Source organism: Hymenobacter sp. (assembly GCF_036388155.1).
Classification (GTDB): Bacteria; Bacteroidota; Bacteroidia; order Cytophagales; family Hymenobacteraceae; genus Hymenobacter.
Window position 1 is genome coordinate 17,094 of record NZ_DASVSI010000107.1, and the last position, 13,586, is coordinate 30,679.

A 13,586-nucleotide genomic window follows, 5' to 3' on the forward strand; every position below is an offset into this window, starting at 1 on the left:
TGCTGCTCTGCTAGCTTCACGTTAATGGGAACGTGCGGAGGAAATGATTTTAGACAGAATCTTTCGGATGCTTAGCAGGCGGGGAAGCAGTTCGCCAGGACTTTCATAACTGGGCGCGTGGTGGCAGAGCAACAGCCAGTAGTCCGTTTCTTCTGCCTCTTTTGCCGCAATTTTGCATTTATGAATAAAGTCAGCGCGGCTTTCGGCACTTTGGGCTTCGCGCACGTTCGCTCCAATCGAAGTCCCGCTCTTCATCAACTGCTTGGTCATTACGTAGCGGTGCTGCGTTTCAAGGCGTTCGGTATAGTCAATAATCAGCAACGAAAACTCAAACGTCAGCCGAATAATCAGATTGTCTGTTTCAGGAATTGCCAAGCCGAAAATAGGTTAAGACTAACGCAGTACGAAACAAACTTACACCCTCTCGTTTCCCCCAACCTGTTCAGTAAGCGGGAGCACATCAGCACATCAGCACACCAAATAATCAGCACATCATTAAATGACCAACCACTTCAACCCCTGGCACGACGTGTCGCGCGGCGACGAAAATCCGCAAATCGTGCAGTCCATCATTGAAATCCCCAAAGGCAGCAAGGGCAAGTACGAGCTCGACAAAGAAAGCGGCCTGCTCAAGCTCGACCGCGTGCTGTTCTCGGCCGTGCACTACCCCGCCGCCTACGGCTTCATCCCGCAAACGTACTGCGACGACAAGGACCCGCTCGACATCCTGGTGCTTTGCTCGGTCGACATTGTGCCCATGTGCTTGGTGGAAGCCAAAGTCATCGGCGTGATGCAGATGGTGGACCAGGACGAGGAAGATGACAAAATCATCGCCGTGGCCGCCCACGACATTTCGGTGAACCACTACAACGACATCTCCGACCTGCCCCCACACACACTGCTGGAAATGCGCCGCTTCTTTGAGGACTACAAAGCCCTAGAGCACAACAAGCACGTGGTGGTGGAGCGCTTCATGGGCCGCGAAGACGCCTACCGCATCATCAACGACAGCATCAAGCTCTACGAAGAAACCTTCGGCGAGCGCGTAACGGCCAAGGCGCAGCTGGGGTAATTATTTGATGAGGTGATGTGCTGATGTGTGAACTGGTTAAGGTTCTAGTTTATACAGATACATCAGCACATTACCTCATCAGCACATCAAATAATCACTTTCCCCCTTTTTCCGTAAAGGCGAAGCATGGCTATCCAACGTCCTGCTTCGCCTTTTTGGCGTTTTTGTTACGAAAACAGTCTGATACTGGTGGTTACCACGATGACACTGCTGGCCTTGGTGGGGCAGGTAGTGACGGGGCTGCACGAGTACAACGAGGAGCTTGCCGAGATGGGGATGGCCGAGCTAACGACCGGCGATTACCTGCGGTCGGGCCATTTTCTGGAGGCCACGTTCGAGAACTGGGAAAGCGAGTTTTTGCAAATGGGCCTCTACGTGCTGCTCACGGTGTGGCTGCGCCAACGGGGCTCTTCCGAGTCGAAGAAGCTCTACGAAGAGGAGGAGGTGGACGCCGAGCCCGACCCATCCAAGGAAGATGCGCCCGGGCCCGTGCGGCGGGGCGGCCTGGTGCTGGCGCTGTACAAAAATTCGCTCAGCATTGCGTTTTTCACGCTGTTCCTCGTTTCGGTGTGGCTGCACGCCAAGGGCGGGGCCGAGGTGTACAGCATCGAGCAGGTGCACAGCGGCAAGTCGGCTGTGGGCGTGTGGGAATACATGCTCACCTCGCGGTTCTGGTTCGAATCGTTGCAGAACTGGCAGAGCGAATTCCTCAGCATTCTGAGCGTGGTGGGACTCAGCATCTTTCTGCGCCAGCACGGCTCTCCCCAAAGCAAACCCGTGGACGCGGCTTATTCTGAAACCGGTACGTAGCCTGCCCCCAACGGCGCTAATTTCGCGCCATGCCCGCCCGCGCCGAGACGTTACCCCCTGTGCCGCACCCGTCCGTGTTTCGACGGGGGCTCGACGCCGTCTTGTACAGCAGCGTGTGGCTGGCCGGGGCGGCGGCGGCCCAAACGGCCGTTACGTTCCGGCAAGTACCGGGCGGCGGGCCCGTGGCCTACCGGGTGGTCGTGCTGGTGTTTGCCGCCACGCTGCTCGTGTACAACCTCGACGCCGTGCTGCCCTTCAAGCACCGGCAGCCGGCGGGCGCGTCGGGGCGCAAAGCCTGGCAGCAGCGGCACCGCCGGGGGCTGGCGCTGCTGGCGGCCGTGGCGGCGCTGGTGGGCGGCGTGCTGTTTTTGGCCGACGGCTGGTGGCGCTACCTGCCCGCCTTGCTGCCCTTGGCGGCGCTGGCCCTGCTTTACTCCTGGCCGCTGCTCAGGTGGCATGGACAGCCCCGGGCCCTGCGCGAAGTGCCTCTGCTCAAGGTGTTTCTAATTGCGGGCGTTTGGTCGGCCATCACGGTTGGGCTTCCCATGCTCGCCGTGCACCACCCCCTGGCCGAGGCCGGCGAGCTCCTGGCGCAGCGGTTTTGCCTGGTGCTGGCCCTGGCCATCGTCTTCGACATCCGCGACCTGAGCCGTGACCGGGCCGCGGGCACGCGCACCTTTCCCGTGGTGCTGGGCCAGGCAAGGGCCAAGGCGGTGGCGCTGGCTTTCCTGGCCGGTGCCATGGCGTTTGGGTTGGAGCGCGGGGTGTCGCCCCTGGGGCTGGGCCTGACCGGCGTGTCGGCCGCCGCCATCGTTCTGCTGGCCCACGAGCGCCGCAGCGACTACTTCTTTGCCCTGCTGGCCGACGGCGTGCTGCTGGTGCCCGCCGCGGCCGCGTATTTGCTGTAACACAGGCGGCCTGAGCCGGGCTTGCTACCTTGCGAGGCAAATTTCTGGCACTTACTCGTTGCTACCATGGCCGTTGTTTCCCCTTCTACCGTGTTTCCGCTGGCGGGCTACGAGCGGTTGTGCTTCCTGAAAAACGTGGTCGACCATCCCCAGATAACCATCGGCGACTACACGTACTACGATGATTTCGAGGACGTCGCCAATTTTGAGCGCCGCGTGCGCTACTTGTTCGGCTTCACGGGCGACCGCCTCATCATCGGCAAGTTCTGCATGATTGCCTCCGGGGTGGAGTTTGTGATGAACGGCGCCAATCGGGGCTTGTATATCAATTGGGTGGTGAATCACTCTAAGCTCCAATTTATGCCCTCTAACGCAAAAACGGAAGCGCCCGCGTCTGCCAACGGGCGCTTCCGTTTAGAGGTTTTTAAATGCTCCACTAGTACTAATTGCCTTTGGCCTTGCGCCGTGCTACGATGTCGTTACCAATGAATGGTACTAATAACTTAGTTCCCAGCTAGTAAAACCAAGACTAATATTTTGGGTTCGGCACCATACATTTTTTGCATCTCGCTGCTGGAAGCTAGACCAACCAAATATGGCTTTTTTGTGAAAAGAGGGCTGTTACTCCTTAATGAACTTTTGGCGGAAGGTTCTGTGGCCGTCGGCTGCCGATATTATGTACAAGCCCGATGCCAAGTTGGACACATTCACCTTGCCATGTTCGTGCGATACCTTCACAGCGCGTCCGTGGGCGTCAGTGATAGTCACTTGCACAGCTTCATTGTTACCCGGCAACGTTATCTGTAGGCTGGCACTTGCCGGATTGGGATACAAGGCCAGCGTACTTGACGCCGGGGCTGATGCCGCGGTACCAGCGGACGATGCTGTGCTTCGGTAACTGCTGTTAATGTAGATGTTCCATTGCTGGCTCGCCACGCCAAAGTCATACCACTGGTTGGCCGCCAAGCCTTCCCTGGTTAGGTCACCCCCGCCGCCTATTTCGAGTACCAGACCACTATTGCGGTTCAATAGCTTGCATCGAACCCCTGTGGTGTAGACTTCCTGTAACGTGAGCCGCGCCCCACTTACGACGTCCACTAACCGCCATTGCTGTGCCGGGAGTCCGTAGCCGTCCCAAACGTTGGCCTTACGGCCAGGCTGGGCCAAGTCGCCGCCACCGCCGATTTCAAGCACCTGATTCGTGCTCCGATTGATGATGGAGAGGTAGCCATCGGCGTTGTATTCGCTAAAGGTCCATTCCTGCCCCCCAAGTAATAATTAGTCAATTGCTTAACGCTGTTGTCCTCCCCGGCCGATAGCACCTTGCCACTGTTGTAGTTTTCAATGCGGAACACGCCCGGAGTAGCGGCACTACGGTCAATGACGGTCCATTCCAATTTGCTTACGTATTCATCGGCATTTGGGCTAAGCACGACAGTGTTGGCCCCGGTAGTTCCACTATTTGGAAAGGGACCCGGAGCATCGGTACGCAATAGAAAAGGGGTTGAGTTGGGTTGATTGGGTAATTGATAGTTGCGCGAAATCGTTATCCTGCCATTTGGTAGCTCGGTGACAGTCCACACTAAGCGCGCCGTACTTTGCACGGGGTAGACCACCCTGTCATTAACAACTTGCTGAGCACTAGGAGGATATATCTGCAAGAACTGCCTGCTATTGCGGTTGGTGATTTCATAGCTGTTGCCGGTTGTGCCAACCCGCACAAATTCCCATTGTTGATTGGCGCCACCCCAGTAAGGCCACAGGTTGAAATTGTGATTGACAGCGTAGCGGTCGCTTCCGCCCACTTCCAAAGCAGTACCCGAATAGGCGTTGCGAATCTCGTAGACGTGACCGGGAATGGGGTTGAACTGTGCTTGGCTCGCGAAGGAGGTAAGCAGCATGCACAACAGGGCTGGTAGAAGGCGAGTAAGTGTTTTCACAAATTGAGGAAAAAAAGTTGGAAAGTGTTTTGGAAAAGTTGAAAATAAGTCGTTTGTCGCACGATACAGCCACTCTGTGCTGGCATTGGGAGAGCCCACTAAGGTTCTATATGGCGCGCATCAATTTGCGTTAGGGAGTAAAATGCGCTACTCTTATCACCAGTTGTTGTGGTTTAAGTGCGCGGAAAGATAGGCGAATTATATTCATAGTAGCTAATTATATAGCATATTTTCAGAAACAGATATATTTTTTATTTAGAAGAAATGCGAGTCTTGGCCACAATGTAGGTAGCCAAGTAAAGATAGGCGAGCACGGCCGGTCCGAAATAATCCTTTGTGCGACAGAAGGATGTTAATAAGCATCTGGCGCAAGTATTTTTAAAAGTGCTAGATAAATTTTAAATAAGCGAATAAGGGAGCAGGGACACGGAGCATGAGTGGCTTGTTGGTCAGAAAATATTTATATTATTTGTTTTTATGATATCGAGCAGGGCATAAACCATAGATGTGGGCCTAACCGGGGTGAACTATCGGCAACTGTTCGTATTTGCATCGGGTGCTATAGTATGGCATATATCATTTCAGCCTCAAACATATACGTTAGGGTATAAGCAGTGAGGGCCGTGGTTAAACGCAGGCAGTTGAGTGACAATGACAAATGTCAGCGCCGAACTTCCAGCCATCCTTTCATGGACGGGGCGGCTGGGCGGCGCAGGTGGTAAAAGTACACGCCATCGGGCAGGCCGGGGGCGGCCCAGTCCTGTTGATAACGGGGCGTGGTGTAAACGACCAGGCCCCACCGATTGTAGATAGTGAGGGCCCACGGGTCGGAACCCAGGCCGAGGATGATGAGCCGGTCGTTACGCCCGTCGCCATTAGGCGTGATGATGTTGGGCACGAGGACAGCAGATGCGGGGCAGTCGAAGAGGCGCACCCGGATGGAGTCGGTGGCGGTGCAAACGGACGTCGAAACGGTTACCCAGTAGGTTCCCGTTTGCGTGGGCGTAAACGTTGGGTTGGTCGAGCCGTCCTGCCACCGGTAGCGCACGCCCGGCAGGGTGACGTCGAGGACCAGCGGCGGCCCAGTATCGGCGCACACGGCCGTATCGCCGCCCAGGTGCAGCGCCGGCGGCGTGAGGTACGTAATGCGCACGGAGTCTCGCTGGCTGCAGCCCCCCGAATTGGTCGCCTCTACCCAATACGTACCCGGCGTGCGCACCGTGAACGTTTCCTGCGTGGAGCCGTCCTGCCAGCGAAACCCCAGGCCCGGCCCGCTGCTGCGCGGGTGCAGGCGCAGTACCTCTCCCACGCACACCACGGTATCGGCCCCGAGGCGTACCCGTGCGGGCGAGGCCGCGCCGATGTGGACGGTGTCGCTGTTCTGGCAGCCGGCGGCATTGGCCACGGTGACCCAGTATCGGCCCGGCGCGCGCACGGTGAAGGCCGGGCCGGCGGAGCCGTCCTGCCAGCGGTAGATAGCGCCGGCCGTTTCGGGCACGGCCAGGCGCCGCACCGTGCCAAGGCAGAGATTGAAATCGGGACCCAAATCGACCACTGGGCGCGGAGCAACCTGCAGCGCCGTGCGCAGCACCTGCCGGCCGCCTTCGGGAAAGTACAGCGTGAGGGCCACGGTATAAGCACCCGGCGTGGCGTAGGTGTGCGTGGGGTTGGACAAGCGCGATTGGTTGGCTACACCCGAAGCAGGGTCGCCGAAATCCCAGCGCACGGAATCCGCATCGTAGCCCGGCGGCAGGGCGAAAGGCTGGGCGACTCCTTGACACACGGGGCCTACAGGGGGCAGTCGCCATAGTTCGTGCGGCATGAAGCTAGGCAGACCTAAGGTAGAAGTCCGGGCATTCAGGGATTGGCCCTGGTCCTGGTAGGCGCAGGCCGCGCCTGGCCGGTTGGGAAGGGCGATGACGCCCAGAAATGCGGAAGGGGGCTGAAACCGCGCGACGTAAATGCGCCCATCGGGCCCGAGTTGTAAACTTCCCTTTATGCCCGTGTTGGGGAGGGAAGCCCCAGCCAGCAGGGCATTGGCCGCGTTGTAGCCTGGTACGGTCAGGTCGTACTGATACAGTGGGCTTTGCGGCGGGGTGGTGTTCAGGTACTTCGTGGCGTAAAGCTTAGTGCCATCGGGCGAGAATTCAACCCCGTAGTAACCACCGGGCTCCGGGCTGGTTAACAGCACGGGGTTGGTGATTTGCCCCGTGCGGGTATCGAAATCCAGTAATTCCAGCAAGCCCGTTGGGTAACCAGAGGCACTGACAGCGGCCAGCGCCAGCCGTCGGCTGTTGGGAGCCGCTTTTAGCTGACCTACCATCCCGCCCGACGTGCTGTTGTGCACGAAGCCATCGGGGCTGACGACCGGCGGGGACGGCAAGCCCGACGCCGTGAGCCGAAAAGCGTAGCACAGGTTGTTATTGCCGCCGAGAGCGATAATCCAAGAGTCGCGATGGTTGGCATGCAGCACGGCCGCCACCCGCTCGGTGGAGCTAGCTAGTAGGACGCTGTTTTTCTGCACAACCTCCCCAAGTCCGCTCTGCCGGCTCATATCCACAACTGAGTAGGTTAAAGCTTGTGCGTGGCCCTGAGCGGGCGGGGTAAAAACATAGAAAATACGGGTGCTGCCCGACAGGGGCACAATCAGGCTTTGTGTTGCCGAAGTGGTAAATTGCCCAGACAGGCCCAGGCCCGTGCCGTTGGTCATGACTTGGTGCTGGCGGTTCCACACGGTTTCGCCGTTGGTGTAAAACAGCAGGTTGCCCAACGAATCGGCCCGACTGCTGCAGCCCTCCGGCGCGGCCATGGCGCTGGTGGCCAGGGGGATGGGCGCATTTTGAATGGTGTTGAAATCCAGCGCGGCCTGGTTGCCGAAATACCATTGCGACGCTTGCAACTGGGCGGCAGCGGGTAGCACGGAGAACAATAGTCCCACGAGCAGCCAAGTTCGCAGAAAAATGAAGCAAGAAATCATGCCTTGAGCTTAATAGGGGTGCTTGTTAGTATCCGCAAACATCTGCAATTTAACCACCTATTGCGATGTCCCCGTCTTGGTTAAGGTTTGGTCTAAATGTTAATGTTCGATTTCACGGGCGACCGCCTCGTCATCGGCAAGTTCTGCATGATTGCCTCCGGGGTGGAGTTTGTGATGAACGGCGCCAACCACTTGAGCGACGCCGTGAGCGCCTACCCGTTTGCCGTGTTTGGGGGCGACTGGGCGGAGGCCATGGCGGGCAAGGCTTACCCAACCAAGGGAGACACACGGGTCGGCAACGACGTCTGGATTGGCTATCGGGCCACTATCATGCCGGGCGTGACCATCGGCGACGGGGCCATCATCGGGGCCTGCGCCGTGGTCACGCGCGACGTGCCGCCGTACACCATCGTGGGCGGCAACCCGGCGCGGGTCATCCGGCCGCGGTTCGACGCTGCCACCACCGCCCGCCTGCTGGCCCTGGCGTGGTGGCACTGGCCAGTGGAAAAAATTACCCGGCACGTGGCGCTGCTAACGGGCGACGTAGACGCTTTTTTGGCAGCAGCGGAGTCGGAAGTAAGAGCTGGGCCAACTTACCCTTCAACACCTTAAGAACTGTAGCTGGGTCTACACGGCCGCCAGCGCTGGGCCGATGTGCTGCACAATATCTCCCGCCACCAAGCCGGCTTGGCCGGTCTTAGCTGCCGCGAGGTCGCCGGCTTGGCCGTGGGCGTACACCGCCAGCCGCGCCGCATCGAAAGCCGAAAGTTGACCGTGCGCCCGCAACGCCAGCAACAGGCCCGTGAGCACGTCGCCGCTGCCGCCCGTGGCCATGCCGGGGTTGCCGGTGCTGTTGAAGTGCAGCTCGCCGGTGGGCGTGGCCAGGCAGGTATAGGCGCCTTTCAGGATAACCAAGCAGCGGTGGCGCTGGGCAAACGCGCGCAGCAGTTCGAGGCGGTGGTAGTCGTCGCGAGCCGGCTCGGTCAGGCGCTCGAATTCCTTGGGATGGGGGCTGAGAATGGTGTTTTCGGGCAGCAGCTTCAGCAACTGGCGGTGCTGGCCCAACAGGTTCAGGGCGTCGGCGTCGATGACGAGCGGCAGCGGGTGCGCCCGTCGGTCGGTGGGCTTCAAGGCGGTTTTTAGCAGTTTGCGCAGCACGGCTAGGGTGGCATCCTCCAGGCCCAGCCCTGGCCCGATGCCCACGGCTTGGTACGGCGCCAGCTTGGGCAACTTGCTGATGAAGTGAACCTGCGGGTCGGCCAGGCACATGGCTTCCGGCTGGCTGATTTGGAAGATGTCGTAGCCGCAACCGGGAATGTGGGCCGTGAGCAGGCCCACGCCGCCACGCAGGCAAGCGCCCGCCGCCAGCACGGCCGCGCCCATCTTGCCCCGGCTGCCGGCCAGCAGCAACGCGTGCCCAAACGTGCCTTTGTGGCTGAATCTGGGCCGGGGCGGCAGGGCACCGGCCACAGCCGCAGCGTCGGTGTAATGCCACGGAGTGTCAGTAGCGGCAACGAATGCCTCGCTCAGGCCGATGTCCTCCACGTGCCATTCTCCCACGTATTCTGCGTTTTGCGGCAGCAGGAAAGCCAGCTTGGGCCGGCCAAAGCTGACCGTGTGCTGGGCGCGCACCACCGCACTGCCGGCTGGCTGAGGGGCGTCGGCAAAGAGGCCGCTGGGCAGGTCAACGGCCACTACGCGGGTCTGGGCTTCGTTGAGCTTGGCTACCACGGCGGCGGCTAGCCCCTCCAGCGGACGACTGAGGCCCGTGCCAAACAGCGCATCGATGACCAAACCACGGGGAGAGAAGTCGGGCCATTCCGTTTCGCTTAGCTCCGTTACCGGCACGGCTTCGGGCAACACCTCGCGGTTGTGCTGCCAGTCAGGCGAATGGTTCTCGGCCGGCAGCAAGCCCACCCGCACCGGGAAGCCGGCCCCGTGCAGCAGCCGGGCCAGGGCCAGGCCGTCGCCGCCGTTGTTGCCGGGCCCGCAGAGCAGCAGCGTTTCGGTGGGCGGCTGGTAGCTGTATTCGCCGTAAAACCAAAACAGCAGGGCCTGAGCGGCGCGCTCCATGAGCTGAACGGAGGTAATGCCCTGCTCTTCGAGGGTGGCCTGGTCGAGCTGGCGGGTCTGGGCGGCGGAAAGGATTTTCATGGGTTCAAAAAATACAAGAGCGGCCAGTATGTGATTTATGGACTTTTCGCATCCTTTATTCGTCCAACAGTTCCTGAGCTATGCGCGCTTGTTTATTATTCTTTCTGCTCTACAGCTTTGCTGCTCAAGCACAACTTGTTCTTGAAGCGAACATTGACACGGCCACGTTGCGATTTATGTCCTGGCAGTTGCACGAAATTGCAACCGAGGAAGAAGCGCTGCGTGCCCAATGGTCTTCTCACTTTGGCCCGCTCCAACCATTGATGCTTTATCGAAAACCTGTTTACTGGCCGGAGGCTGACGTAGGGGGCGTTGACACGAGTGGAGTTTTTAGGTACAAATTATTTATGCTTCACCGCCCGGATACTACGGTCTTTACTGAGCCGGAGCTGCAAGCATTTAAACAGTACTGGAGGTTGCAGCCTTTTGCAAATCCTTTATCACCGCAGGACTTGCAGGGAATGGCTTTGGCTTACGCGTTGCTTTATCGGGGGCATTGGCCGGATTCCTTGACCACGCTCAAGGTAATTCGGAGAAAGTCGGCCCGCCGCCGGTACTGCGAGTTCACCCGGCCGCTGTTCAGCGCCGACCACCGATGGGTTGTAATCTGGCAGCACTTGCATTCCGGCATTGATGGCGACGGCTGGGCTGTGCTCCTGTACGAGCGCACCGCGGCCACTACCTGGCGGCTTTATAAAAAGGTTTTGGGCGCCAGCGTCAGCTACGACTACGTCCGCTAAACTTCCCGCTCCCAACCGGCGTTTACGAATCGCTCATTAGTACTTTCATCAGCTCGCTTTTTCTCTCGACATGCAAACCTGGAACGACGTCATCCGCCTCGCCAATAATCCCGCTCCTTCGCCTCGCCGCGTAGAGAAAACACCCGCCGAATGGCGCCAGCAACTCACCGCCGAGCAGTTCCACGTCACGCGGGAGCACGGCACCGAGCGCGCCTTCACCGGCGAGTACTGCGAGGCCCACGAGGCCGGCCTCTACGCCTGCGTGTGCTGCGGCACGCCGCTCTACGACTCGCGCACCAAGTTCGAGTCGGGCACCGGCTGGCCCAGCTTCACGCAGCCCGTCGACGAAAGCGCCATCCGCTACAAGAAAGACACGAGCTACGGCATGACCCGCGTGGAAGTGCTTTGCAACGTGTGCGATGCCCACCAGGGCCACGTCTTCCCCGACGGCCCGGCCCCCAGCGGCCTGCGTCTGTGCATCAACTCGGCCAGTATTAAACTGGTGACAGAACCGGTGGCGCAGTAGGCTGGAGCGCGGAAACGCACTAGCTTTGAACCTGATTGGCAAATATCTGTCAATCAGGTTTTTTATTGTTTTATATGTTCAAACGTTACCTTCTATTATCCTGTGCGGCCCTGCTGACCTACCACAGCCACGCCCAAACCCTCCCCGCCGTCGCAGTGAAAATGCCCGGTCAAGTGCCCGGCGCCCCAACCAAAGCCGCACGCACCACCAACACCGTTTCGCAGCTGCAGGAATTGCTGGTGCAGAACTGGAGCGCTGGCGGTGGTGCCTGGGTCGATTTTTCGCGGCAAGTGTACTCGCGCTACGCCACGCCCACGCTGCCCGGCACCATCCGCACCGACCGCAAAAGCGGCGGCGCTTGGGCGCAGAGTTTCGCGCACCGCTACCGCTACACCACCGCCGGCCAAATCCTGAGCGACTCGACCGACCAGTATCAGCAGGCGCCATTCGGCCCCTACACCGCCTCGCTGTTCACCTTCAACACCCCCAGCCAAGTGCGGTGGGAGTGGCTCAAGTTCCAGGACCCCACCAATCTTTCGGCCCCCTGGGATTCCATCAAGCGCGATTCGCACACCTACAACGCCGCGGGGCAGCGCACCCAGGTACTGGAAGAATTTTACACTCAGGGCTCCTTCTCCGCGGTGGCCCGGCAGCTGTGGAGCTACAACGCCCTGGGCCAGGTATCGGTGTACGAAACCCAAACCGACGGCGGTGGCACCTGGGACCCTTTGCAACGCGCCACCTACACTTATAATGCCGCCGGCAAGGTGCAGCAGTACCTGGTCGAATCGGCAGACTTCCTCACCGGCGTCTACGCCAACTCGTCCCGTCACACCCTCACATTTGATGCGCAAGGCCGAGAAATCCTTCTTGCTTCCGAGGACTGGGATAATGCTTGGGTGCCCCAGTCGCAAACGGCCTATGCTTATGCTACCAACGGGGACCCGACTACTGCCACTCTGCAGACTTGGAACCCCACCGCAAGCGCCTACCAAAACACGCAGCGCATCGTGCTGACATACGCCCAGGTCACCGCCACTCGCAACGCTTTACAAGCCAGCAGCCAACTGGCCGTGGCGCCCAACCCCGGCACCGAAGGCCTGGTGCACTATACCCTGCTGGCACCAGCCACTACCTCCGTGGAAGTACTTGACTTGACGGGCCGCCGCGTAGCCGTGGTTCAGGCCGCCGCCGCGCAAACCGCGGGCGCGCACGCCGTGTCGCTGGCCGGCACAGCGCTGGCCCCGGGCTTGTACGTAGTGCGCCTGCGCGCCGGCGCGCAGCACGCCCAAGTGAAGTGGGACAAGCGCTAGCGGCGCCTGTTGGCTGCTAACGGCGGCCATGTTCCAATCCTGTAGCTTTGAGCCCCGGTTGAAGACACCTTCGGCCGGGGCTTTGCGTTACTAGCTTATTCCTCCTCTTTCCCACCCAACCATGTCCTTGCTCTTCAACGATTTTGCTTCCTGGCAGGCGCACTGCGCTGCTACTGGCGAACCCCTTTACCAACCCGTGCTCGGCTACGAAATCGAACAGAAGGGCCGCACCGAAGACGAAATCTGGACCGGCCTGCAGCGGGCCTACGACGTGATGCGCGACGCCGTGTACGAGGGCCTGACCGGCGACATGACTTCGCGCTCGGGCATGATAAACAACGGCGCCAAGAAAATTGCCGCCTCGCCCGTCACCGTCCTCTCGCCCGAATTCAAGCAGCTCGTCACCCGCGCGCTGGGCGCCAAGGAGGTAAATTCCTGCATGGGCCGGGTAGTGGCCGCGCCCACCGCCGGCGCCTCCGGCATCTTGCCCGGCGTGCTGGTCACCCTGCAGGATTTGCACAAGCTCTCCGACCGCCAGATTCTGGAGGGCCTGCTCGTGGCCGCTGGCATTGCCCTCATCATCGAGCAAAATGCCTCGCTGGCTGGGGCTGTGGGCGGCTGCCAGGCCGAAACCGGTTCGGCCGCGGCCATGGGCAGCGGCGCCATCGTGTACTGCCTGGGCGGGCCGGTGGAGCAGGTGTTTGCCGCCGTGGCCGTCACCATTCAGTGCATGCTGGGCTTGGTGTGCGACCCCGTGGCCGGCCTGGTGGAAGTGCCCTGCGTGGTGCGCAACGCCTCCGCGGCCGCCATTGCCTTCAGTTCGGCCCAAATTGCCATTGCCGGCATCGACCCCGTCATTCCCGTCGACCAGTGCGTGGCCGCCCTCGGCGAAGTGGGCCAGGCCATGGAAACCCGCTACAAAGAAACTGCCCTCGGCGGCCTGGCCAACACCAAGCGCGGCCGCGAAATCGAGCAGCGCGTGTTGGTGCAGGACATCAACATCCTGCCGGATGATGGGGAATAATAAGGAATAAGAGGAGTAGTGAAAGTAGGACGTTTGTCATCCTGAGCGCAGCGAAGGACCTTCTCAGGCGAGAGCAACCTGCAAGAACAGCCATTTGTGCAGACGTGAGAAGGTCCTTCGCT

14 protein-coding genes are annotated in these 13,586 nt (G+C 60.0%); 9 read left to right on the forward strand and 5 right to left on the reverse strand.

What is annotated here, in order from left to right:
* Positions 1-21: 21 nt before the first annotated feature.
* Positions 22-375, reverse strand: coding sequence for a four helix bundle protein (locus VF629_RS15020; protein WP_331059309.1), 354 nt, complete (start codon positions 373-375; stop codon positions 22-24).
* A gap of 124 nt (positions 376-499) precedes the next feature.
* Between VF629_RS15020 and VF629_RS15025 the strand changes: the two genes are divergently transcribed.
* From VF629_RS15025 to VF629_RS15040, 4 genes are all read left to right on the forward strand, one after another.
* Positions 500-1,072 (forward strand): inorganic diphosphatase, encoded by a 573-nt coding sequence (locus tag VF629_RS15025; protein WP_331059310.1) that lies wholly within the window; start codon positions 500-502, stop codon positions 1,070-1,072.
* Positions 1,073-1,198: 126 nt separating this feature from the next.
* Positions 1,199-1,882 carry a DUF6766 family protein gene (locus VF629_RS15030; protein ID WP_331059311.1) on the forward strand — a complete coding sequence of 228 codons (684 nt, stop codon included), beginning with the start codon at positions 1,199-1,201 and terminating at the stop codon, positions 1,880-1,882.
* Positions 1,883-1,911: 29 nt separating this feature from the next.
* On the forward strand, positions 1,912-2,790 hold the full coding sequence (locus VF629_RS15035; protein WP_331059312.1) for a hypothetical protein: 879 nt from the start codon (positions 1,912-1,914) through the stop codon (positions 2,788-2,790).
* A 66-nt stretch (positions 2,791-2,856) separates the two neighbouring features.
* Positions 2,857-3,279 carry a hypothetical protein gene (locus tag VF629_RS15040; protein ID WP_331059313.1) on the forward strand — a complete coding sequence of 141 codons (423 nt, stop codon included), beginning with the start codon at positions 2,857-2,859 and terminating at the stop codon, positions 3,277-3,279.
* Between the two features lie 132 nt (positions 3,280-3,411).
* Here the strand turns inward: VF629_RS15040 and VF629_RS25805 are convergent, their stop codons facing one another.
* From VF629_RS25805 to VF629_RS15050, 3 genes are all read right to left on the reverse strand, one after another.
* The gene (locus VF629_RS25805) at positions 3,412-4,005 is read right to left on the reverse strand and encodes a T9SS type A sorting domain-containing protein (protein WP_414653893.1); all 594 of its coding nucleotides are present in this window, start codon (positions 4,003-4,005) and stop codon (positions 3,412-3,414) included.
* The gene (locus VF629_RS15045; RefSeq protein ID WP_331059314.1) at positions 3,888-4,691 is read right to left on the reverse strand and encodes an RICIN domain-containing protein; all 804 of its coding nucleotides are present in this window, start codon (positions 4,689-4,691) and stop codon (positions 3,888-3,890) included. The genes VF629_RS25805 and VF629_RS15045 overlap by 118 nt, the downstream gene beginning before the upstream one ends.
* Before the next feature lie 700 nt (positions 4,692-5,391).
* Positions 5,392-7,650 carry a gliding motility-associated C-terminal domain-containing protein gene (locus VF629_RS15050; protein WP_331059315.1) on the reverse strand — a complete coding sequence of 753 codons (2,259 nt, stop codon included), beginning with the start codon at positions 7,648-7,650 and terminating at the stop codon, positions 5,392-5,394.
* Positions 7,651-7,809: 159 nt separating this feature from the next.
* On the opposite strand from VF629_RS15050, the gene VF629_RS15055 reads away from it, so the two are divergent.
* Positions 7,810-8,319: a CatB-related O-acetyltransferase gene (locus tag VF629_RS15055; protein WP_331059316.1), complete on the forward strand. Its 510-nt coding sequence runs from the start codon at positions 7,810-7,812 to the stop codon at positions 8,317-8,319.
* Between the two features lie 15 nt (positions 8,320-8,334).
* On the opposite strand, the gene VF629_RS15060 is transcribed toward VF629_RS15055, so the two are convergent.
* On the reverse strand, positions 8,335-9,861 hold the full coding sequence (locus VF629_RS15060) for an NAD(P)H-hydrate dehydratase (RefSeq protein WP_331059317.1): 1,527 nt from the start codon (positions 9,859-9,861) through the stop codon (positions 8,335-8,337).
* Between the two features lie 80 nt (positions 9,862-9,941).
* Here VF629_RS15060 and VF629_RS15065 point away from each other — a divergent pair, with 80 nt between their 5' ends.
* From VF629_RS15065 to sdaAA, 4 genes are all read left to right on the forward strand, one after another.
* The gene (locus VF629_RS15065) at positions 9,942-10,601 is read left to right on the forward strand and encodes a hypothetical protein (protein ID WP_331059318.1); all 660 of its coding nucleotides are present in this window, start codon (positions 9,942-9,944) and stop codon (positions 10,599-10,601) included.
* A 70-nt stretch (positions 10,602-10,671) separates the two neighbouring features.
* A complete protein-coding gene (gene msrB / locus VF629_RS15070) occupies positions 10,672-11,127 on the forward strand; it encodes a peptide-methionine (R)-S-oxide reductase MsrB (RefSeq protein ID WP_331059319.1) in 456 nt (151 codons plus the stop codon).
* Between the two features lie 74 nt (positions 11,128-11,201).
* Positions 11,202-12,440 (forward strand): T9SS type A sorting domain-containing protein, encoded by a 1,239-nt coding sequence (locus VF629_RS15075; RefSeq protein WP_331059320.1) that lies wholly within the window; start codon positions 11,202-11,204, stop codon positions 12,438-12,440.
* A gap of 121 nt (positions 12,441-12,561) precedes the next feature.
* A complete protein-coding gene (sdaAA, locus tag VF629_RS15080) occupies positions 12,562-13,464 on the forward strand; it encodes an L-serine ammonia-lyase, iron-sulfur-dependent, subunit alpha (protein ID WP_331059321.1) in 903 nt (300 codons plus the stop codon).
* The last annotated feature ends 122 nt before the right edge of the window (positions 13,465-13,586 follow it).

Bases quoted from the DNA above. Each gene is read 5' to 3' on its own strand.
- msrB (WP_331059319.1), top strand. From the start codon at position 10,672: ATGCAAACCTGGAACGACGTCATCCGCCTCGCCAATAATCCCGCTCCT.
- VF629_RS15060 (WP_331059317.1), bottom strand. From the start codon at position 9,861: ATGAAAATCCTTTCCGCCGCCCAGACCCGCCAGCTCGACCAGGCCACC.
- VF629_RS15025 (WP_331059310.1), top strand. From the start codon at position 500: ATGACCAACCACTTCAACCCCTGGCACGACGTGTCGCGCGGCGACGAA.
- VF629_RS15045 (WP_331059314.1), bottom strand. From the start codon at position 4,691: ATGCTGCTTACCTCCTTCGCGAGCCAAGCACAGTTCAACCCCATTCCC.
- sdaAA (WP_331059321.1), top strand. From the start codon at position 12,562: ATGTCCTTGCTCTTCAACGATTTTGCTTCCTGGCAGGCGCACTGCGCT.
- VF629_RS15035 (WP_331059312.1), top strand. From the start codon at position 1,912: ATGCCCGCCCGCGCCGAGACGTTACCCCCTGTGCCGCACCCGTCCGTG.
- VF629_RS15065 (WP_331059318.1), top strand. From the start codon at position 9,942: ATGCGCGCTTGTTTATTATTCTTTCTGCTCTACAGCTTTGCTGCTCAA.
- VF629_RS15055 (WP_331059316.1), top strand. From the start codon at position 7,810: ATGTTCGATTTCACGGGCGACCGCCTCGTCATCGGCAAGTTCTGCATG.
- VF629_RS15075 (WP_331059320.1), top strand. From the start codon at position 11,202: ATGTTCAAACGTTACCTTCTATTATCCTGTGCGGCCCTGCTGACCTAC.
- VF629_RS15030 (WP_331059311.1), top strand. From the start codon at position 1,199: ATGGCTATCCAACGTCCTGCTTCGCCTTTTTGGCGTTTTTGTTACGAA.
- VF629_RS15040 (WP_331059313.1), top strand. From the start codon at position 2,857: ATGGCCGTTGTTTCCCCTTCTACCGTGTTTCCGCTGGCGGGCTACGAG.